This is a genomic window from Actinomycetota bacterium (genome assembly GCA_035640355.1).
Lineage (GTDB): Bacteria > Actinomycetota > UBA4738 > UBA4738 > HRBIN12 > CALGFI01.
This window is the reverse complement of sequence record DASQWI010000004.1, coordinates 56849-74637: the sequence shown is the minus strand read 5'-3', so window position 1 is coordinate 74637 and position 17789 is coordinate 56849. Positions and strand designations below refer to the sequence as shown.

The window sequence follows — 17789 nt, the reverse complement described above, 5'->3', positions numbered from 1 at the left end:
TCCCCTGGTTGCCCAGCGAGCACGAGACCGTTATACGCCGATTCGTCAAGACGCATCGCCACGGCCATCGAGGCCGGTGACGCAAGATCCGCGGGGCCGGTCGAGGAAATGGCTGTGGGACTAGGTCTCGTGTTCGAGGCGGCTCGCCATTGCATCGTGGATCCGCTTTGCGACGGCGGGCATGGCCGCCTCCATCTCTCGGAACTCTGTCCCGAAGAGCACGAACAGCGTCACGGGTGAGGTGGCGATGACGTCCGCGGTTCGTCTCCCCTCGCCCAGCAAGGCCATCTCACCGAAGAAGTCGCCGCGAACGAGGTCGCGGAGCGATTTGCCGTTGTGCTCGACGCGTGCGGTGCCCCGATCGATCACGAAGAATGTGTAGCCCGACGCGCCCTCCGGGACGAGTCGTTCTCCGGGCTGGGCCGTCCGGATCTCGAGCCAGCCGGTCAGTCTCTCGATCTCCCTGCCATCAAGCGAGGCGAACAGGTCGTGGGCGCGAACGTCCGCAGGATCTGGGTGCATAAGAGGATCCGTCACCCTTTCCGTCGCGATCGCCGCACGCTAGCGGCCGGCGAGCCGTTCGTCCACGGGTCCTACCTCTTCGTTCACGGTCCGGCCGCGCAGCGTTCAACTGCGGCGGCCGTCCCGTCGTTCGGGACACATGCCGGATTGGGAGGCGCGTGACTCGTCTATACCGTTGACCAGGCATTTCGTGCTAGAGCGCCGGTTGCCGCGGTTACCCGGTGACGGCGTCGCGAGCGAATGGTCTAGAACTGGGGCCGCGAGCTCGCCTAGCTGTGTCGCCCTCCCGCCATAGCATGCCGAGGCGAGATGGCACACATCCGCGACTCAGACCTCGAGCGATACCTTCGCGTCTTCCACGACACGTACTTCGAGACGGCGAGCGACGTCCTCCCAAAGGACCTGAGTGACGAACTCCTGCGGTCGACGCTCTACGAGTCCGCAGCGATCCGAGCTTGTATCTCGACTCACGCTCGAGGTGGAGTCGGATGGGAGTACACGGCTGAGCCCGGTGGAGAGGTATCCGTTACCCACGGAAGTGCACCAATCGAGAACCTGTTCTTCGGCTACCCACCAGCGCTTGCGCGCCACCCCTTCACCTTCTTCAGGGCTGCTGGGCCGCTCACGCTGGGCGGAGGCGTCTGGCGGAACGGGCGGTTGTTCGAGCTCCAACCCGGAGCATTCGTGAAGTTTCACGACCTGATTCTCCAGACCGGGAGGTGGGAGCGGGCCGTCAGATATGCGGAGATTTCAACAGACCGAACGCAAGAGTTTTGGTCGGAACTCAACGCGGTCTCCCGCGCGAAGGACGAGCTGCTCATTGCAGTGGTAGACAGAATGCGGATTGAGGAGTCGCAACCGATATCGCTGAACGAGTACTTGCGGCGGAAGAAGGAGAGCCAGGTTCTCGTCTGTGGCGACTACAACGCGGGTGCCGAGAGGCTCGATGAAATCACGCACCTCGTTGCGGAGGCGGGATACGAACCGATCCGGCTCGACGAGGTCAACGAGTTCCCCGAGTACGATCTCCGTCAGAAATTTGAGGCGGTCGCTCCGCTCATGCGGTTCATCGTGATTGACGACTCGTCACCTGCAGGCCAAATCGCGGAGGTGGTGCTCGCAGAAAGAGGGCGATGGGTAACCCTCGTGTTGCGAATGAGCGGTTCGACGAGTTCGTTCATGACCCGCGGCGCTTCCGCTACGTCGACCGCAATCCGCGAAATGGAGTATTCAGAAGACGAGCTCGGTGAAACCCTAAGCTCGGGACTTGATTGGGCGGAAAAAACGCGAGCTCAGCTAGGGGCAGCCAGAGACGCCACTTTCCCCTGGCGCACACCACCCGAGATGCTGACCGAACTCCATGAGCGCCCAGACGAAGACAACGGCGCGCCTGCTGAGGCTTGATAGGCGTCGAGTGGGCAACCTCGCGGGGGACGCCGAGAAGTTCGCGAATCGCAGACGCGCATGACGGCCTCTCCCGAGTGGTAACCCCGATGGTTACCACCGCCGATAGAAGGCGTATCAAGCGGAGGCGGCGTGATTCGAACACGCGAGGGGCGGTTTAGGCCCCTAACCGCTTTCGAGGCGGTCCCGTTCGTCCACTCCGGCACGCCTCCGGGGCGAGTCTAGCAAGCAGCCCCCCGGGCTCCTGTGGCAGGATTCCGCCGATGAACGCCGAGCGGCTGAAGCGCATCCCGCTGTTCAGAGACCTCTCGCGCCGCGACCTCGAGCGCCTCGCCCGGTGGGCAGACGAGGTCGACGTCAAGGAAGGACGCGATCTCATCGATCAGGGGTCGTTCCCCCACGAGTTCATGGTCATCGAATCCGGCACCGCCGAGGTCCTCGTCGATGGCGAGCACGTCGCCGACCTCGGGGAGGGCGAGTTCTTCGGCGAGATGGCGCTCCTCGTCGAGCAGCGCAGGACGGCGACGGTGACCGCGACGTCCGATCTCCGCGTGATTGTGATGCACGAGCGCGACTTCCGAGCGATGGAGGACGAGATGCCAGGGGTGGCCGCTCGGATCAAGGGCGTCATGGACGAGCGCCGGAAGAGCGACGCCACGCGCGCCCGAGAGAGCTGACCGCTCCCTCGAAGTCACCTCGTGCATCGGTCGCTCGACATGACAACCTCGTCGACCGCCGGAGTCGATCTCTCCTCTCAAGACCGGAAGACGGCTTCGTGCGTTATCGGGTGGAGCAGCGGGCGCGGATGGGTTTCCTCGCTGGAAGTCGGCATCACTGACGAGGCGATCAATCGGCTTCTCACTGACGACGACATCGCGAAGACGGGTCTGGACGTTCCGTTCGGCTGGCCAACGGCATTCGCCGACGCAGTGTTCCATCACTCGAAGAATGGCGACTGGCCCAGCAGCTACAGCCACGCCGATATCCGCGCGTTCCGGTTCCGTCGAACGGACATCCACGTCTGGCAGCAAACCGGCCTGTGGCCGCTGTCCGTCTCGACCGATCGGATCGGCATACCGACCATGCGCGCCGCAGCGTTCTTATCAGCAGGGCGCGTTCCGCTCGACGGGTCGGGCCGTATCGTCGAGGTGTATCCGGCCGTCGCGCTGCGCCAGTGGGATCTTCCGTTCAAGCGGTACAAGGGTGAGAACCATCGAGCCGAACGCGCGGCGCTGCTCGCCCAGGTCGTCGCCGCGACGCGCGACTGGCTGTCGATCCCGACACGGTTTCAGGCTCTGTGCGAGCACTCCGACGACGCGTTCGATGCACTGATCGCTGCGCTCGTGGCTCGTGCGGCCGCATTGAAGGAAGTCATCGCCATTCCCGACGCGGAGCGCGAAGCAGCTTCACGCGAGGGATGGATCCACATCCCGAAATCGGGATCACTGTCAATGTTGCGCGGGCCCGTGGGGGTTGTGCTAACTAGCGCCTCGCCTCAAAGAACTGCCTGAGGAGCCTGGCAGCGTCAGACTCCAACACACCCGATTCCACCTCGAGCCGATGGTTCAGTCGTGGATCGCGTGTGAGATCGCCGAGCGATCCGGCGAAGCCCGCCTTCGGGTCGATCGCGCCGAACACGAGCCTGTCGAGCCTCGCCAGCACGAGCGCGCCGGCGCACATCGCGCACGGCTCGAGCGTCACATAGATCGTGCAACCCGTGAGTCGCCACGACCGCAACGATGCGGCCGCCGCTCGAATGGCCAAGATCTCGGCGTGCGCCGTCGGATCGTTGTCCCGTTCTCGAGCGTTCCCCGCGCGGCCGAGGACGTCGCCGCCGCGCGCGACGACCGCGCCGATCGGCACGTCGCCCCACTCCAGCGCGAGTCTCGCGTCCTCGAGCGCGAGGTCCATCATCGCTCGGTCGCGTCGCTCTGAGGCGAGCTCGAGGCCCATCAGTAGGCGTCGAGATCGCGCAGTCGCTCGTCCGAGATACCGAAGAAGTGCGCGATCTCGTGCTCGACCGTGTGGACGATCGCGCGGCGGAGCTCGTCCTCGTCACGTGCGATGCCCGAGATCGTCCGCCTATACAGCGTGATCGTGTCGGGGAGAACGCCGGCGTAGTACTGCCGTTCGGTGAGGGGGATCCCGTGGTATCGGCCGAGCAGGCCCGGCTCACCCGGCGGAGGTCGTTCCTCGACCATGATCTCGACGTTCTCGAGACGCTCGAGCACCCACGGTGGCATCGAGTCGACCGCCTCCGCGACGAGCTCCTCGAACCTGTGGCGATCGACGTTCACGAACGCGCCTTGAGGGCGAGCGCGCCGATCGACTCGAGCACGACACGGTGCGCGAGCATCGCGGTGATCTCGCTCTTGTCGTACGGCGGTGATACCTCGACAACATCCATCCCCACGAGGTCGACCCGGCCGACGATCTGACGGACGGCGCGGAGCATCTCGCGCGCCAGGATCCCGCCCGGCTCGGGCGTGCCCGTTCCCGGCGCCATGCCCGGATCGACGACGTCGATGTCGACCGAGAGGTACACGCAATCGGGACCATCGAGCGCTTCATCGATGGCGTCGGCGATCACCGCTTCGGCCCCGCGCTCCTCGATCTCCACCATGGTGTGCCACCGGAATCCCTGCTCGCGCATCCACTCGAACGTCTCGCGCTCTGGCCAGTGGCCGCGAAGGCCGATCTGCACGAAGTTCCGCCCTGCTACCCAACCCTCTTCCAGTAGGCGGCGCATCGGGGTGCCGTGCGACAGCAGCGAACCCCACACATCGTTGCCCGTGTCGGCGTGCGCGTCGAAGTGCACCATGCCGACCGTGCGCGGGTGCACGTGACGGGCGACCGCGGCTGCGGAGGGATAGGTGATCGAATGGTCTCCCCCGAGCACGATCGGGATCGCGCCGGCGCGAGCAACTCGAAGCACCTTCTCGTGGATGACGCGATGTGCCCGCTCGAGTCGGGACGGAACGACCGGAGCGTCGCCCGCGTCGACGACGACAAGCTCGCGGAACGGCTCGACCTCGAGCTGGATCGACCACGCTTCGGTGGTCCCCCAGTGGTACGGCGCCTCGCGGATCGCCCGTGGCCCGAACCTCGCGCCCGCACGAGCGGACGTCCCGTCGTCGAGCGGCGCTCCTACGATGGCCACCTGCGCTCCTGCTTGACGGATCGCGTCCTCGTCGGTAGCCCACGGCAGCTTGTGGAACGAACCGCGCCAGTCGGTGTGGTACGGCAGTTCCTGCCAGCCGAACTCGTCGAACTCGTCACCCTCGGCCTGGAGCTCGCTCTGCTCGATGCGGAAGTCGGGCGCGTCGGTCACGGCAGCCGCACGCTAACCGCGACGCACGCAGCGCGTCCACGGACCGCGCGCAGCCCCGATAGCCTTACGCCATGCCGCCGAGCGCGCTGCTCACTGACCTGTATGAGCTCAACATGGCCGCGAGCTACCTGCGCCGGGGGATGCGACAGGAGGCAACGTTCAGCCTGTTCGTCCGGACGCTGCCGCCCACACGGGGGTTCCTCGTGTCGGCCGGCTTGGAGCCGTGCCTGGAGTTCCTGGAGACGTTCGACTTCCCTGAGCGTGACCTCGACTATCTAGAAGAGGTTCTGAACTTCCCGCGTGACGTGGTCGACGCGTTCGCGGGACTTCGGTTTCAGGGTGAGGTGTGGGCGGTTCCGGAGGGACGGATCGTCCACGCCGGCGAGCCGCTCCTAGAGATCACCGCTCCGATCGCCGTAGCCCAGCTCGTCGAGCCATTCCTTCTGAATCAGATCACCTTCCACACGACGATCGCGTCGAAGGCCGCGAGGTGCGTGATCGCAGCGGACGGGCGCGACGTGGTCGACTTCGCGCTCCGGCGGACACAGGGCCTCGAGGCGGCGATGACGGTCGCCCGGGTGAGCTCATTCGTCGGATTCTCGTCCACCAGCAACGTAGAGGCGGCGCGCCAGCTCGGGCTGAAGGTCGCGGGCACCATGGCGCACTCCTATGTCGAGTCGTTCCCGACGGAAGCCGAGGCGTTCCGAACCTTCGCGCGCGATTTCCCCGACCGCACGACGTTCCTCGTCGACACCTACGACACGCTGAACGGCGTACGAGCTGCGATCGCTGTGATGAAGGAGCTGAATCTGTCGGACCATCTCGGAATCCGGATCGACAGCGGAGACCTGGGCCAGCTGAGTCGAGCCTCTCGCGAGATCCTCGACGACGCCGGGCTCCACGAGGTCCGCATCTTCGTCAGCGGCGGACTCGACGAGATCGAGGTGGATCGGTTGGTGCGGAGTGGCGCTCCGATCGATGCGTTCGGTGTCGGCACTCGCGTCGGTGTTTCAGCCGACGCGCCATCGCTCGATTCCGCCTACAAGCTGGTCGAGTACGACGCTCGGCCGATGATGAAGCTCTCGTCGCAGAAAGCCACGTCGCCCGGTCGGAAGCAGGTGTTCCGCGGCCCCGACGGCGACACGATCGGGTTACGTGATGAGACGCTCCCTGCCGAGAGCGAACCTTTGCTCGTCCCGGTGATGACGGATGGACGCCGAACCGGCCCGCACCGAACCCTGGAGACCGCGCGCGGCCTGTTCCACGCAGATCTCGAACGGCTGCCACAGCCGATGAAGGCGATCGAGCGGCCCGACCAGCACGTGCCGCGGGTCTCGGACGCGCTGCTGCAGCTGACTCAGGAGGCGCGTTCGGACGCGCTCAAGCGCGCAGCGGTCTTGTAGGCGCTACGCGTTCACCAACAGACCCCGCCTGCTTCGCACGCGCCGGTCGACGGCGCCGAACAACGCTTCGACGGACATACCGACGATGATGATCATCAACATCACCGCAAAGATGTTCCTCGTCGAGAAGATCTGCCTGTTGGCGTCGAGCAGGTGGCCGAGGCCCTTACCGCCCGTCGAGATGAGCTCTCCCGCCATGAGGGCACGCCAAGCGAGCGCCCACGCCGATTGCAGTCCTCCGAGATAGGCGGGAACGGCCGCAGGCAACACCACCCGCCGGTAGAGCGTCCAGCGACGCGCGCCCAGTGTCCTACCGGCGCGAACCAGGAGCGGCGGCACGAGGCGGATCGCCGATGCCGCCGCTATAGCGACCGCGGGGATCGAGGCGATGACGACGACGAACAATATGGCGCGCTCGTTCAGCCCGAACCAGATGATGGCGAGGGGCAGCCACGAGATCGACGGCAATGCCTGGAGCCCGGACATCAAGCTCCCGACACTTCGCTGAATCCACGCCGAGGCGGCCATTGTGAGACCGAGGGCGGTTCCGATCAGGATGCCGATACCGAGTCCGACGATCAGACGGATCACGCTCGCCTGCGCGGCGTCGAGGATCGATTCCCTCGGCGGCGACGGTTGCGCGAAGTTCTCGGCGAACGACGCGATCACCGAGTCCGGAGCCGGAACCACGCTCTCGGAGAACAGGCCGGAGATGGAGATGAGCCACCAGATCAGCAGGAGCCCACCGACGGCGGCCAGGCGCGGCAGGATCTGCTTGGCGACGTTGGACCATGTTGCGCTCGACCCGGCAACGTCAGACCACCTCGCGCTCGCGCTGGACAACTTTCTCCACCTCCTTCAGCAGGTGCTCGTGGATGTCGACGACGACCTTGCCCAGGAGCACGTCCTCGAATTGCCGCGGCCGCGGCGCCGCGATGCGGTGCTCGGCGACGAACGACCCGGGCGGCGCGGACATGAGGACGACCCGGTCGGCCAGAAAGACGGCCTCACGCACGTTGTGCGTCACGAAGATGAACGTGTTGCGGACCTCCAACCACACCTCCTGTAGCTCGTGCTGGAGGATCTCTCGCGTCTGGGCGTCAAGCGCCGCGAACGGCTCGTCGGCGAGGAGCACCTGAGGCCGGCAGGCCAGCGCCCGCGCCAACGCCGCCCGCGAGCGCATCCCGCCCGACAGCTCGTGGGGCTGCGCGTCGGCGAACCGCCGGAGATGGACGCGGCGGAGCCAGTGCATGGCGATGTCGCCGCGTTCGTCCTTCGGGGTGCCGATCAGCTCGAGGGCGAACTCGACGTTGCGGCGAACGCTGAGCCACGGGAACAGCGCCGGGTCTTGGAACAGCACGGCTCGATCCGGTCCCGGCGCCTGGATAGGCCGCCCCTCGATGAAGAGCTCGCCCGTATCCGGCCGGTCGAGCCCGGCGAACAGGTTCAGCAGCGTCGTCTTCCCGCAGCCCGATGGGCCGATCAAGCAGATGAACTCCCCAGGCGCGACGTCGAGGTCGACCTTGCCGAGCGCGCGCACCACGTCACCTCGTTGGTTGCGGAACGTCTTCGACACGCCCCGCGCCGAGAGCTTCGGGGTACCGTCGCGCGCCTGGGGCTCGACGAGCGAGAGCTCGGGTCTCATGCCACGACCTGGATCAACGGGACGTCCATGCCGTTGAGGACGTCGTTCAGTGGCTCGAGCCTGAACAACGCCGTCATGTCGACGGGCTGGGTGTCGAGGTATCCGAGCGAATACGCGTTCGCCGCCCCCTGGATCAGGCTGGGCGCGATGGGATCCCACGTGAACGTGAGCTTGTCCCACGCCGTGTCGACGACTGACTGATGGAGCGATGGCGCTCCGGCGTTGATCAATCCAGCCTGCGCGGCCGCCTTGGCTGCTTCCGGATCGTCCTCGATCGCCTGGATCGCCTGGACGTTCGCCTCGACAAGCCTGGCGACGACGTCGGGGTGGGCCTCCATGTACGTCGTGTTCACGGCGAGGACGGTCGTGACGAACTCCCCGTTCGGCCACAGGTCGGCTTCGTCGACGAACGGCTCGGCCAGACCCTCGGAGATCAGGAGGCTTGGGTAGGGCTCCGGCTCCCACGCCCCGTCGACCTGTCCGGCCTGGAACAGACCGAGGAGCTCGGGGTTGTCGACGGCGGCTACGGAGACCTCGCCGCCCTCGTCATTCGCCTTCAACCCCTGCTCGTGGAGCCACGTGCGAAGCGCGACGTCCTGCGTGTTGCCGACGCCCGGTACCGCGATCCGCTTGCCGTCGAGATCCTCGGGCGATTCGATCCCCGCGCCGGTGCGCACGACGAACGACGCGCCGCCAGACGTGACGCCGGACACGATCGCGACGCGCGAATCGGGCTGCAGGTACAGCGCCGTAGCGGGGCCGGGGCCGATGTACGTCGCGTCGATCGAGCCGGACTGGATGGCGGCGCCGGCGTCCGAGCCGGAGTTGAAGTACGTGACCTCCACGTTCGTCGGCGCGAGGACGTCTTCGAAGATCCCCTGCTCGAGCGCGATGTAGCCCGGCGCGTGCGTCAGGTTCGGGAAGATCCCGAGCCGGAGGACGCCCTCCTCCCCTCGAGCGCGTTCATCAGAGCTAGCGCATGCCCCTGCAACGAGCGCCGTTGCGGCGAGTACCAACACCGCCTTTCGCATCAACACCCTCCCTTGAAACGTCCCTTGAAACGCAAAAACGGCCGCGACACAGATGTGTCGCGGCCTCCAGTCGTCTGGTCAGCCTGCCGAACGGTTGAACACTATCGAGGGCGCGCGAGGGCTGTCAACGAAGCGCGCGTTACCGAAGACGGAACTTCTCGGCCATCTCGATCTGGACGACCTTCCCGTCCTGCACGACGAGCAGGATCGTTCCGAACTCGATGCGCCGCAGGACCTCCACGACCTTGTGGAGCACGGCTCCCTCCTCCTCGGTCAGGTCCTCTACACGCTCGACCGGATGTCCATCCTTCGCCGTCACGGACGGACGGTATCCCAGATGCGGCGTCGCGGCCGCAACGAGCCGACCACGTTCTCCACACGAACGTGACGAATGACGTGTCTAGAACGTCACTACCACGCGTACGCCTCGGGCGCCGGCCCTCCGGGACCGGGGAAGATCTGGTCGAGCCGCCGCATCGCCTTGTCGTCGAGTCGAAGCTCGAGCGAACGCATGGAGCCGTCGAGCTGTTCCATCGTCCTCGGTCCGATGATCGGCGCCGTGACGACGGGGCTCGCCAGAAGCCACGCGAGCGCGACGTCGGCGGGGCGCTCGCCGAGATCAGCGCAGAACTTCTCGTACGCCTCGATCCGATCGCGGTGCTTGTCCAGCTCCTCCTGAACGCTCCCCCTCGACCGCCGGCCCCCCTCGAGCTTCTCGAGCACGCCGCCCAGCAGACCGCCGCCGAGTGGGCTCCACGGGATGACCCCCATACCGTACGCCTCGCACGCGGGGAGCACTTCGAGCTCGCTGTCGCGGTCGACCAGGTTGTACAGGCACTGCTCGGAAACGAGACCGAGGAAATGGCGTGCCTTCGCGGCCTCGTTCGCCCGCGCGATGTGCCACCCGGCGAAGTTGCTCGAACCGACGTACAGCACCTTGCCCTGCTGCACGAGCGTTTCGAACGCCTGCCAGATCTCGTCCCACGTCGCCGGCCGGTACACGTGGTGCATCTGGTAGACGTCGATGTGATCGGTCTGCAGACGGCGAAGGCTCCCCTCGCACGCGTCGCGGATGTGTCGCGCCGACAGCCGCGAGTCGTTCGGCCACTTGCCCATCTCGCCGTAGACCTTCGTGGCGACGACGACCTTCTCCCGCCGTCCGCCGCCTTCGGCGAACCACTTGCCCACGATCGTCTCGGTCGCGCCGACGCCCTTCGAACGGCCGTAGACGTTGGCGGTGTCGAAGAAGTTGATGCCGAGGTCGATCGCTCGGTCCATGATCGCGAAGCTGTCCTGCTCGGACGTCTCGGGCCCGAAGTTCATCGTTCCGAGACAGAGCGGGCTGACCTTGAGACCGAGCCGGCCGAGGTGCACGTACTCCATCAGGCCCTCCTCACGTCGTGAGGATTCCATTGCACCACTTCACGTCGTGACGGGAGCACCCTCCGGTTCGACAGGAACCGCCTCGAGTGAACCATCGCGTTCGGGAGCGCGCGCACCCGGATAGAACATGAACGCGAGCGTGAGCGCCCCACCGATCACGCCGGCCGCGATCAGAGTCGCGTCGACGCCGAACGCGTCGGCGGCGGGACCGACGATGGCGAACGACGCCGGCACCCCAGCGATCGAGATCATCCAGTCCAGGCTCGAAACGCGTCCGAGAAGGTGTGACGGCACGAGCCGCTGCAGGAGCGTGTACCAGATCACGATCAGGATCGTGATCGACGTCTCCGCGACGAGCGCCACGAGCATGGCCTGCCACACGCTGGTCACGACACCGAACCCCGCCGTGGCGAACATCCCGACCGTCCACGCGATGTACAAGACCGTGACGGCTCGGCGAGGGATCCGGCCGCGCTGTCCCAAGACGATGGCCGCGGTGACGGCCCCCACGCCCCCGGCTCCGTAGACCAGTCCGAGCGCCGCGGCCGAGCCGCTCAGGTCGTTTCGCACGACGTACGGCACGAGCACCTCCCACGGTCCCCACGTTGCGAGCAAGCTCACGGTCGCGGCAACCATCGACACCCAGAGCCACGTCCGGCCGCGTACGTAGCGGAGGCCCTCGACCAGATCCGCCCAGGGCGACGTCCGCTCCTCCTCGGATCTCGGCACGTGACGCGTGCGCATGGCGAAGATCATCACGGCCGAGAACGCGAACGTGCCGGCGTCGGCAACGAAGGCCCAGCCCGGTCCGATGCTCGCCACCAGGGCGCCGCCGACGAGCGGTCCGATCAGCGTCCACGAAATGGGGCGGACGAACTGGCCGAGCGAGTTCGCCTGTACCAGCAGGTCGTCCGGGACGATCGTGGGCACGATCGAGCTGAACGCCGGTGCGAAGATCGCCTGCCCGGCGCCGTACACGACCACGAGCAGGATCAGGATCGGGAGCGTCAAGACATCGACGATCGACAGGTAACCGATCGTTCCGATTGCAATGCCGCGGATGACGTCGCCCGCGATCATGAGGTGCCGACGGTCGAGTCGGTCTGAGAGCACGCCACTCGCGAGCACCAGCACGACCTGCGGCAGGCTCCACGCGATCCCCACGGCGGCAAGCGCCGACGGCGAGTTCGACAGGTCGTACGTCTGCCAGGCGATGGCGATGATGTAGATCCCGTCGCCGATGAACGAGATCGTCAGGCCGGCCCACAGCAGCGCAAAGTCGCGAACCCGAAGGGGCCGCAGGATGCCGATCCGGTCGACGAACGCCGAAGCGCGCCGCCGCAAGCCGAGACGCTCGAGGAGACCGGCCACGCCGAGGAGCATACGAGTGCGTTTCGAGGCCGCATTGACCGCAGGTTCGCGTACGCATCGTTACGCTCGGCGCTCTTCTCTCGAGGGGGGTTGAGCGATGAACGGGTTCCCGCGGTTCGATCTGGAAGGTCAGACGGCGCTCGTGACCGGCGCGGCGCGGGGGCTCGGCCGGGCGATCTCGCTGGCGCTCGCGAACGCCGGTGCAAACGTCGCGCTCGGCTTGCGTGACGTCTCAGCGGGTACTGACCTCGCGGACGAGATCGGTTCACTCGGCCGAACGGCACTCCCGCTCGCAATGGACGTTCGCCACCTCGATCAGGTGCGCGCCGGCATCGATTTGACCGCGGAGCGGCTCGGCCGCCTCGACATCCTGGTGAACAACGCGGGCGTCGCCCCGACGAACGCCGCGGAGGAAGTGAACGAGGCTGACTTCGACGACACGTTGCGGGTCAACGTGAAGGGGACGTTCTTCGCGAGTCAGGCCGCCGGGCGTCACATGATCAGGCAGGGCTACGGACGCATCGTGCACGTGAGCTCGCAGGCCGGGTTCGTCGCGCTCCCGACTGAGTCCGTCTACTGCATGACGAAGGCGGCGATCGTGCACCTTGCCAAGTGCCTGGCGGTCGAGTGGGGAGTGCACGGCATCACCGTGAATGCCGTTGCGCCGACGTTCATCCGTACGCCGGGAACCGAGAGCGCGTTGAGCGATCCGGCGTTCGAGGCAGAGATCGTCGAACGGATCGCTGCGTTGCACCGCATCGGCGAGCCGATGGACGTCGCGGGGACCGTTGTGTTCCTCGCCTCACCCGCCGCCTCGCTGATTACGGGCACGACCGTGCTCGTCGACGGGGGCTGGACCGCTCGCTAGCGTGCGGGACTCGCTTCAAGCCGTACGCGCGCCCGGAGGGAATCGAACCCCCAACCTTGTGGTCCGTAGCCACACGCTCTATCCGTTGAGCTACGGGCGCGTTCGAGCAAGACAGTCTACCGGGACGCTCAAGCGCCCCTCCCGAGCGCGCAGGCGGCACGACCCGGGCAAGACTTCGAACCCCCCGAACCCGTAGCATCGAAGGTCCGGCCCGCGACGTGGGAGGTGGGACATGAGCTCTCGTCTGAACCCGTACGTGATGTTCGACGGCAACGCGCAGGACGCGATGGAGTTCTACAAGGGCGTGTTCGGCGGCGATCTGCGATTGAACACGTTCGGTGAGTACGGCGTTCCCGAACCGGCCCTCGCCGACAAGGTCATGCACGCACAGCTCGAAACCGACCGTGGCTTCACGCTCATGGCGTCGGACCCGCCACCCGGCATCGATCGTCAACCCGGCAACAACATCTCGATCAGCCTGAGCGGCGAGGACGCCGACGAGCTGCGCGGCTACTGGGAGAAGCTCTCCATGGGCGGGACCGTGACCATGCCGCTGGAAAGGCAGATGTGGGGCGACGAGTACGGCCAATTGGTCGACAAGTTCGGGATCTCCTGGATGGTGAACATCGCCCAGCCTCAACAGGGCTAGGTCGTTTATCACCCGTTCGGCGCCATGGGTTAGCCATTTGACCGATGAGGAGGACCCTGCGCGCGGCCTACAGTGCGCGCATGTGGGGACTCTTCCTCGAGGAACCCAAGCAACGGCCTGTGGTGTGCGGCGAGTGCGCTCACTCGGAGTTCGTCCACGGCGACCGCGACCGACACTGTCTCTACTCGGGATGCATGTGCCGATCGTTCCGGCCAATCCTCGTGGTCCCGAGTACGTAGCCGAGCGAGAGAGATCGCCGGCTCACGAGTGTCTGCCGAAACTTCTTCGGCATGTAGCGCGCCCACGCGCTAACGTCAGTCGGGTACGACGAGTAGATGCCGCACGGGGGAAAGCCCCGTAACCAGTTCGCGCCACGTGGTTCCGCCGTCGTCCGACGCGTACACGCTCCCGTCGTTGGTACCGAACGCCGCAAACGAACCATCGTTCAGCGCATCGAGGCAATACGTGTCGATGTTGTCGTCGAACCACTCGGGGAGTCCCGACCGGCACTGCTCGAACGCGCCGTCCTCGAGACCGCCTCGATAGACGGCGCCGCGTCCGCCCCTCGGCCCGTTCGATGCCGAGACGAGCACCTGATCCCCATAAAGCACCACTGCTCTGCAGTATCGGGCCTCGAGTCCATCGCTGCGCAACGACCACGTTGCACCCTTGTCGGTGCTCATCGAGAGCCCGCGTGCGCCGGCCGCGAGGACGAGGCCTTCCGCCGTCGCGACCTGGTGGACATCTGCGTCGATATCGATCGTCGGGTTCCAGCTCGCACCGCCATCGGCCGTGTGCAGCACGCCGCCGACGTGAACGTTGACGTAGACGTCCTCTCCCCACTCGGAGATCGATCGCGTCGCCGGAGGTCCGCCCCACGGCGTGTACCAGGTGTCGCGTCCCTCGGCCGCGTCGAACGCCTCCACCGACTCGAGCGTCCCCTCGGCGAGCCTGAACAAGCGCGCCTCCGACGTGCCGACATGGATCGCATCGGTCATCGCAAGACACGTTCCCTCGACGCCCTCGAGCGTCGCGACGTGACGCCATCGATCGTCGGGGGCGTACCAGATCTCGGAACCCTCCACGATCGCCCACAGCTGCGGGCGATCGTCGCCGTCCCGGACGACTGCGGTCACCGGCCGACCCGCGTGCTGGATGGCCGCTAGCTCCTGGCCACGTGCATCGAATGAGCGAAGACCGTCCGGCGCGGCCGCGAGGATCCGGGGCATCCCGGGATGCTCTAACGCGATGGCAAGGGTTGTCTACTAGAGGCCGAAGCCCCGGCCCCAGTGAGACGGGACTTGCGGCATATCGCACACTTAAGGACTCTTGTGAATCTCCGGGTAGCTGATGTTCGGAAGGCGCCTCCTGGGTATGTACCGGGTCGGAAAAGGGAGGTGGGTATGGCAACGGCCTTATGGCTGCTCGCCCAAGGCGGGAAAGAGGGAACGACCGATCTGATCCTTTGGATCATCGCTGCCGTCCTCGTCATCGCGGGCATCGTGACGCTCGTGCGCGGTGGGGTTGTGCTTGGCATCATCCTCATCATCGCCGGCCTGCTCGTCGGGCCCGGAGGCGTGAGCCTGTTCGACTAGCAGATCCAATCGGTACCAACGCTGAAGCCCCTTAGAGGAACGGCTCCCCGGAACGCGACGGCGGGGCCGTTTCTCTGCGCTGTGCGGGCTCTTCCGCTCTCTGCGGAGACGGCGCGATTCGAACGCGCGAGGGACCTCAACGGCCCCTAACCGCTTAGCAGGCGGCTGCTTTCGGCCACTCAGCCACGTCTCCGGGGTGGATTCTACGGAACCGGGTGGCGCGGTCACTCCGCCTGAAGGCGCTGCCGGTACCCTCGGCGCATGCCGGACGTGGTGGTCGTCGGCGGGGGAATCATCGGCACGTCGTGCGCGTACGAGCTCGCTCGGCGCGGTGCCTCCGTCACATTGTTCGAGAAGGACGAGATCGCGGCTGGGGCGTCCGGCCGGAACCTCGGGTACCTGGACACGTCGAAGGATCCCGTACTGGCGCCGCTGGCTCGACGCACTCTCGATCGCTATCTGGATATCGCGTCCGAGACGCCCGTTCCGTTCTTCATGGACCGAAAGGCGATCGGGACGCTGGCGGTCACGCTCGACGAGGACGAGGTCGACGACCTCCGGGGATGGGCCGAGGCCGCTGCGGCGGTTGGTGTCACCGCCGAGCGCGTAGAACCAGCCGACGTTCGCCGGATCGAACACGAGCTCACGCCCGATGTCATCGAGGCGTACGTGCTCGAGGAAGGACATCGCGTCGATCCCGCTGCTTTGACGAGTGCGTTCGCAGCGCTCGCGGCCAAGCGTGGCGCGGACGTCCGACATCATCTCGGGGCGCGTCGCCTGATCGAACGGTCCGGGCGCGTGACCGGCGTCGTCACCGACGACGGCATCGTCGAGGCTGACGTCGTCGTGCTGGCGGCAGGGCCGTGGTCTGCTGCCATCGCGCGACCGCTCGGCGTGACGCTGCGCGTCGCCGGAGCGAGAGGCTGGCTCGTGCACTCGGCACCTGGTAGGCAACTCGTTCGTCGATGGATTCAGAGCGGTGCGAGGCGGTTGTTCGACGGTCAAGGCAGCCGATCCGATCCAAATCTCGTCGTGTCGCTGCAGGAGTTCGGCGAGGGCGTCGGATCGCACGACGTGTCACCGATGATCCAACCGGCTCCCGACGGTTCGATCCTCGCGGGGACGTCGCGGGAACCGTCGCTCGCCGCCGACTCGTACGACCTCGAGGTCGCACGGATGGTGGCGAACGAGGCGGTTCGGCTGATCCCCGCGCTCGCGGACGCACCGGTCATCGCGACGTGGTCGGGGGTGCGCCCGGTGTCGCCGGACGAACGTCCGCTGATCGGACGGGTGATGGAAGGCCTCGTCGTCTCGACGGGTCACGGTTCGGAGGGCGCGATCCTTGGTGGCGCGAGCGCGGAGCTCACCGCGGCGATCGTGCTGGGGGAGGAGCCGCCCTTCGATCGCGAGCCGTTCGACCCGTTGCGGTTCGAGCGCTAGGTCTTCGGCGGACGTCCGTACTTCTCGAGGATCTCGAGCGTTCGGTCGATCGGCAGGGCGTGCAGCACGTGGCCGTCGCGCCCGACCGTGGTCGTCGCCGCGAACAACGCATCGACGACCGCCTCCTCCACGGCCTCGACCGCCGCCACGAACAGGTCGTTGATCGATGCGCCCGGCGCGTTCCAGGCGGCGCCGTCGAGGAGCGTCCTCGCCTCGAACATCCCGTCGCGCGTCTCGAGCGGAAGCCGGTTCGCCGTCGAGAACGCGATCATCAGCTCACCCGAACCGTTGTAGGCCGTTGACCCGCACCGAGCCAATCCAAGCGCGCCGCGAGCCGCCAGACGCCGGCATTGATGCGGGAGAAGCGGAGCATCGGTTGCGAGCACGACGATGCACGAGCCCTCATCGTGCCCCTCGGGCATCAGGTCGCTGATCTCGCGACCGACGGGAACGCCGTCGATCCGAAGGAACTCTCGGTCGCCGAAGTTCGTCAGTACGAGGGCGCCTACCACGAACTCGGCCGGAACGACGCGAGACGCCGTCCCGATCCCGCCCTTGAAGTCCATGCACTGCATGCCGGTCCCGGCGCCGACGCACCCGACCGCGACGTCGCCTCCGCTCGCACCGTCGAGCGCCGCAAACACATCCGTATCGGAGAGCGGGAACGTCGTCACGTCGTTGAGGAACGAGTCGTCGCACTCGGTCACGACCGGCATGTCGCCGCCGGTGCTCGTCGTCGTGCGATGCCGCTCGGTTCGCCAGCGGACCGTGGCGTCGTACGCGCGGCCGATCGCCAGCGAGCTCGTCAGGACGATCGGCGAGTGCAGCAGTCCCCATTCGGCGATCTGGTTGATGCCGATGATCTCGCCATAGCCGTTCAGGATGTGCGTGCCCGCATAGACGCGTTCGGTCCACGGCAGCTCTTCGTGCGGAAAGATCGCCGTGACGCCGGTCCGGACGACGCCGCGACCGTCGGGATTCGGGTCGCGGATGACCGTGGCGTGGCCGACGCGTACGCCGTCGACGTCGGTGATCGCATTGCGCGTTCCGGTCGGCATCGTGCCGATGACGACTCCGAGCTCGCGCGGTCTGGCTCGCTCCACTCGACTGCCTCCCAACCGTTTCCGAACGAGGGCCGCCGGATGGT

20 protein-coding genes and 3 tRNA genes are annotated in these 17789 nt (G+C 66.6%); 8 read left to right on the top strand and 15 right to left on the bottom strand.

The genetic code is table 11. From position 1 onward, the window contains the following. Positions 1–120 precede the first annotated feature (120 nt). A complete protein-coding gene (locus VFA08_01935) occupies positions 121–537 on the bottom strand; it encodes a cyclic nucleotide-binding domain-containing protein (protein HYZ12349.1) in 417 nt (138 codons plus the stop codon). Positions 538–831: 294 nt separating this feature from the next. Here VFA08_01935 and VFA08_01930 point away from each other — a divergent pair, with 294 nt between their 5' ends. Then, positions 832–1926: a hypothetical protein gene (locus VFA08_01930; GenBank protein ID HYZ12348.1), complete on the top strand. Its 1095-nt coding sequence runs from the start codon at positions 832–834 to the stop codon at positions 1924–1926. A 122-nt stretch (positions 1927–2048) separates the two neighbouring features. Here VFA08_01930 and VFA08_01925 read toward each other — a convergent pair. Beyond that, positions 2049–2138: transfer RNA gene (locus tag VFA08_01925), tRNA-Ser, on the bottom strand. Between the two features lie 51 nt (positions 2139–2189). Here VFA08_01925 and VFA08_01920 point away from each other — a divergent pair. Next, on the top strand, positions 2190–2603 hold the full coding sequence (locus VFA08_01920; protein ID HYZ12347.1) for a cyclic nucleotide-binding domain-containing protein: 414 nt from the start codon (positions 2190–2192) through the stop codon (positions 2601–2603). 39 nt (positions 2604–2642) lie between these two features. After that, positions 2643–3437, top strand: coding sequence for a DUF429 domain-containing protein (locus tag VFA08_01915; GenBank protein ID HYZ12346.1), 795 nt, complete (start codon positions 2643–2645; stop codon positions 3435–3437). Here the strand turns inward: VFA08_01915 and tadA are convergent. The 3 genes from tadA to speB are packed head-to-tail and all read right to left on the bottom strand — an operon-like array spanning position 3409 to position 5257. Then, positions 3409–3879, bottom strand: coding sequence for a tRNA adenosine(34) deaminase TadA (gene tadA / locus VFA08_01910; GenBank protein HYZ12345.1), 471 nt, complete (start codon positions 3877–3879; stop codon positions 3409–3411). The two genes, VFA08_01915 and tadA, sit on opposite strands and share 29 nt — an antisense overlap. Beyond that, positions 3879–4223 carry a metallopeptidase family protein gene (locus tag VFA08_01905; GenBank protein HYZ12344.1) on the bottom strand — a complete coding sequence of 115 codons (345 nt, stop codon included), beginning with the start codon at positions 4221–4223 and terminating at the stop codon, positions 3879–3881. Before VFA08_01905 ends, tadA begins: the two co-directional genes overlap by 1 nt. Further along, positions 4220–5257 (bottom strand): agmatinase, encoded by a 1038-nt coding sequence (speB, locus tag VFA08_01900; GenBank protein HYZ12343.1) that lies wholly within the window; start codon positions 5255–5257, stop codon positions 4220–4222. Before speB ends, VFA08_01905 begins: the two co-directional genes overlap by 4 nt. A gap of 71 nt (positions 5258–5328) precedes the next feature. On the opposite strand from speB, the gene VFA08_01895 reads away from it, so the two are divergent. Next, the gene (locus VFA08_01895; GenBank protein ID HYZ12342.1) at positions 5329–6660 is read left to right on the top strand and encodes a nicotinate phosphoribosyltransferase; all 1332 of its coding nucleotides are present in this window, start codon (positions 5329–5331) and stop codon (positions 6658–6660) included. 3 nt (positions 6661–6663) lie between these two features. Here the strand turns inward: VFA08_01895 and VFA08_01890 are convergent, their stop codons facing one another. The 6 genes from VFA08_01890 to VFA08_01865 all read right to left on the bottom strand — a co-directional run bounded on the left by VFA08_01890 (position 6664) and on the right by VFA08_01865 (position 12090). Further along, positions 6664–7503: an ABC transporter permease gene (locus VFA08_01890; GenBank protein HYZ12341.1), complete on the bottom strand. Its 840-nt coding sequence runs from the start codon at positions 7501–7503 to the stop codon at positions 6664–6666. Continuing rightward, complete coding sequence (locus VFA08_01885; protein ID HYZ12340.1) at positions 7475–8305, bottom strand: ABC transporter ATP-binding protein; 831 nt, start codon at positions 8303–8305, stop codon at positions 7475–7477. The genes VFA08_01890 and VFA08_01885 overlap by 29 nt, the downstream gene beginning before the upstream one ends. Continuing rightward, positions 8302–9336: an ABC transporter substrate-binding protein gene (locus tag VFA08_01880; GenBank protein ID HYZ12339.1), complete on the bottom strand. Its 1035-nt coding sequence runs from the start codon at positions 9334–9336 to the stop codon at positions 8302–8304. Before VFA08_01880 ends, VFA08_01885 begins: the two co-directional genes overlap by 4 nt. A 139-nt stretch (positions 9337–9475) precedes the next feature. Further along, the gene (locus VFA08_01875) at positions 9476–9655 is read right to left on the bottom strand and encodes a YezD family protein (GenBank protein HYZ12338.1); all 180 of its coding nucleotides are present in this window, start codon (positions 9653–9655) and stop codon (positions 9476–9478) included. A gap of 92 nt (positions 9656–9747) precedes the next feature. Next, on the bottom strand, positions 9748–10719 hold the full coding sequence (locus tag VFA08_01870; protein HYZ12337.1) for an aldo/keto reductase: 972 nt from the start codon (positions 10717–10719) through the stop codon (positions 9748–9750). Between the two features lie 39 nt (positions 10720–10758). After that, positions 10759–12090: an MFS transporter gene (locus tag VFA08_01865; protein HYZ12336.1), complete on the bottom strand. Its 1332-nt coding sequence runs from the start codon at positions 12088–12090 to the stop codon at positions 10759–10761. 97 nt (positions 12091–12187) lie between these two features. Between VFA08_01865 and VFA08_01860 the strand changes: the two genes are divergently transcribed. Continuing rightward, on the top strand, positions 12188–12958 hold the full coding sequence (locus tag VFA08_01860) for an SDR family NAD(P)-dependent oxidoreductase (protein ID HYZ12335.1): 771 nt from the start codon (positions 12188–12190) through the stop codon (positions 12956–12958). 27 nt (positions 12959–12985) lie between these two features. Here VFA08_01860 and VFA08_01855 read toward each other — a convergent pair. After that, positions 12986–13058 (bottom strand) — tRNA-Arg (locus VFA08_01855). 132 nt (positions 13059–13190) lie between these two features. Here VFA08_01855 and VFA08_01850 point away from each other — a divergent pair. Beyond that, a complete protein-coding gene (locus VFA08_01850; protein HYZ12334.1) occupies positions 13191–13607 on the top strand; it encodes a VOC family protein in 417 nt (138 codons plus the stop codon). A gap of 314 nt (positions 13608–13921) precedes the next feature. Here the strand turns inward: VFA08_01850 and VFA08_01845 are convergent, their stop codons facing one another. After that, the gene (locus VFA08_01845; protein ID HYZ12333.1) at positions 13922–14836 is read right to left on the bottom strand and encodes a hypothetical protein; all 915 of its coding nucleotides are present in this window, start codon (positions 14834–14836) and stop codon (positions 13922–13924) included. A 228-nt stretch (positions 14837–15064) separates the two neighbouring features. Between VFA08_01845 and VFA08_01840 the strand changes: the two genes are divergently transcribed. Next, positions 15065–15202 (top strand): GPGG-motif small membrane protein, encoded by a 138-nt coding sequence (locus tag VFA08_01840; protein ID HYZ12332.1) that lies wholly within the window; start codon positions 15065–15067, stop codon positions 15200–15202. A 103-nt stretch (positions 15203–15305) separates the two neighbouring features. On the opposite strand, the gene VFA08_01835 is transcribed toward VFA08_01840, so the two are convergent. Further along, positions 15306–15395, bottom strand: a tRNA-Ser gene (locus VFA08_01835). A gap of 68 nt (positions 15396–15463) precedes the next feature. Between VFA08_01835 and VFA08_01830 the strand changes: the two genes are divergently transcribed. Beyond that, complete coding sequence (locus VFA08_01830; GenBank protein ID HYZ12331.1) at positions 15464–16642, top strand: FAD-binding oxidoreductase; 1179 nt, start codon at positions 15464–15466, stop codon at positions 16640–16642. Here VFA08_01830 and VFA08_01825 read toward each other — a convergent pair. After that, the gene (locus VFA08_01825) at positions 16639–17745 is read right to left on the bottom strand and encodes a P1 family peptidase (protein ID HYZ12330.1); all 1107 of its coding nucleotides are present in this window, start codon (positions 17743–17745) and stop codon (positions 16639–16641) included. The two genes, VFA08_01830 and VFA08_01825, sit on opposite strands and share 4 nt — an antisense overlap. Between the last annotated feature and the right edge of the window lie 44 nt (positions 17746–17789).

Coding starts and splice junctions, on each gene's coding strand:
- VFA08_01930 (HYZ12348.1), top strand. CDS start 832: ATGGCACACATCCGCGACTCAGACCTCGAGCGATACCTTCGCGTCTTC.
- VFA08_01920 (HYZ12347.1), top strand. CDS start 2,190: ATGAACGCCGAGCGGCTGAAGCGCATCCCGCTGTTCAGAGACCTCTCG.
- VFA08_01915 (HYZ12346.1), top strand. CDS start 2,643: ATGACAACCTCGTCGACCGCCGGAGTCGATCTCTCCTCTCAAGACCGG.
- tadA (HYZ12345.1), bottom strand. CDS start 3,879: ATGGGCCTCGAGCTCGCCTCAGAGCGACGCGACCGAGCGATGATGGAC.
- VFA08_01895 (HYZ12342.1), top strand. CDS start 5,329: ATGCCGCCGAGCGCGCTGCTCACTGACCTGTATGAGCTCAACATGGCC.
- VFA08_01885 (HYZ12340.1), bottom strand. CDS start 8,305: ATGAGACCCGAGCTCTCGCTCGTCGAGCCCCAGGCGCGCGACGGTACC.
- VFA08_01880 (HYZ12339.1), bottom strand. CDS start 9,336: ATGCGAAAGGCGGTGTTGGTACTCGCCGCAACGGCGCTCGTTGCAGGG.
- VFA08_01870 (HYZ12337.1), bottom strand. CDS start 10,719: ATGGAGTACGTGCACCTCGGCCGGCTCGGTCTCAAGGTCAGCCCGCTC.
- VFA08_01860 (HYZ12335.1), top strand. CDS start 12,188: ATGAACGGGTTCCCGCGGTTCGATCTGGAAGGTCAGACGGCGCTCGTG.
- VFA08_01850 (HYZ12334.1), top strand. CDS start 13,191: ATGAGCTCTCGTCTGAACCCGTACGTGATGTTCGACGGCAACGCGCAG.
- VFA08_01845 (HYZ12333.1), bottom strand. CDS start 14,836: ATGCCCCGGATCCTCGCGGCCGCGCCGGACGGTCTTCGCTCATTCGAT.
- VFA08_01830 (HYZ12331.1), top strand. CDS start 15,464: ATGCCGGACGTGGTGGTCGTCGGCGGGGGAATCATCGGCACGTCGTGC.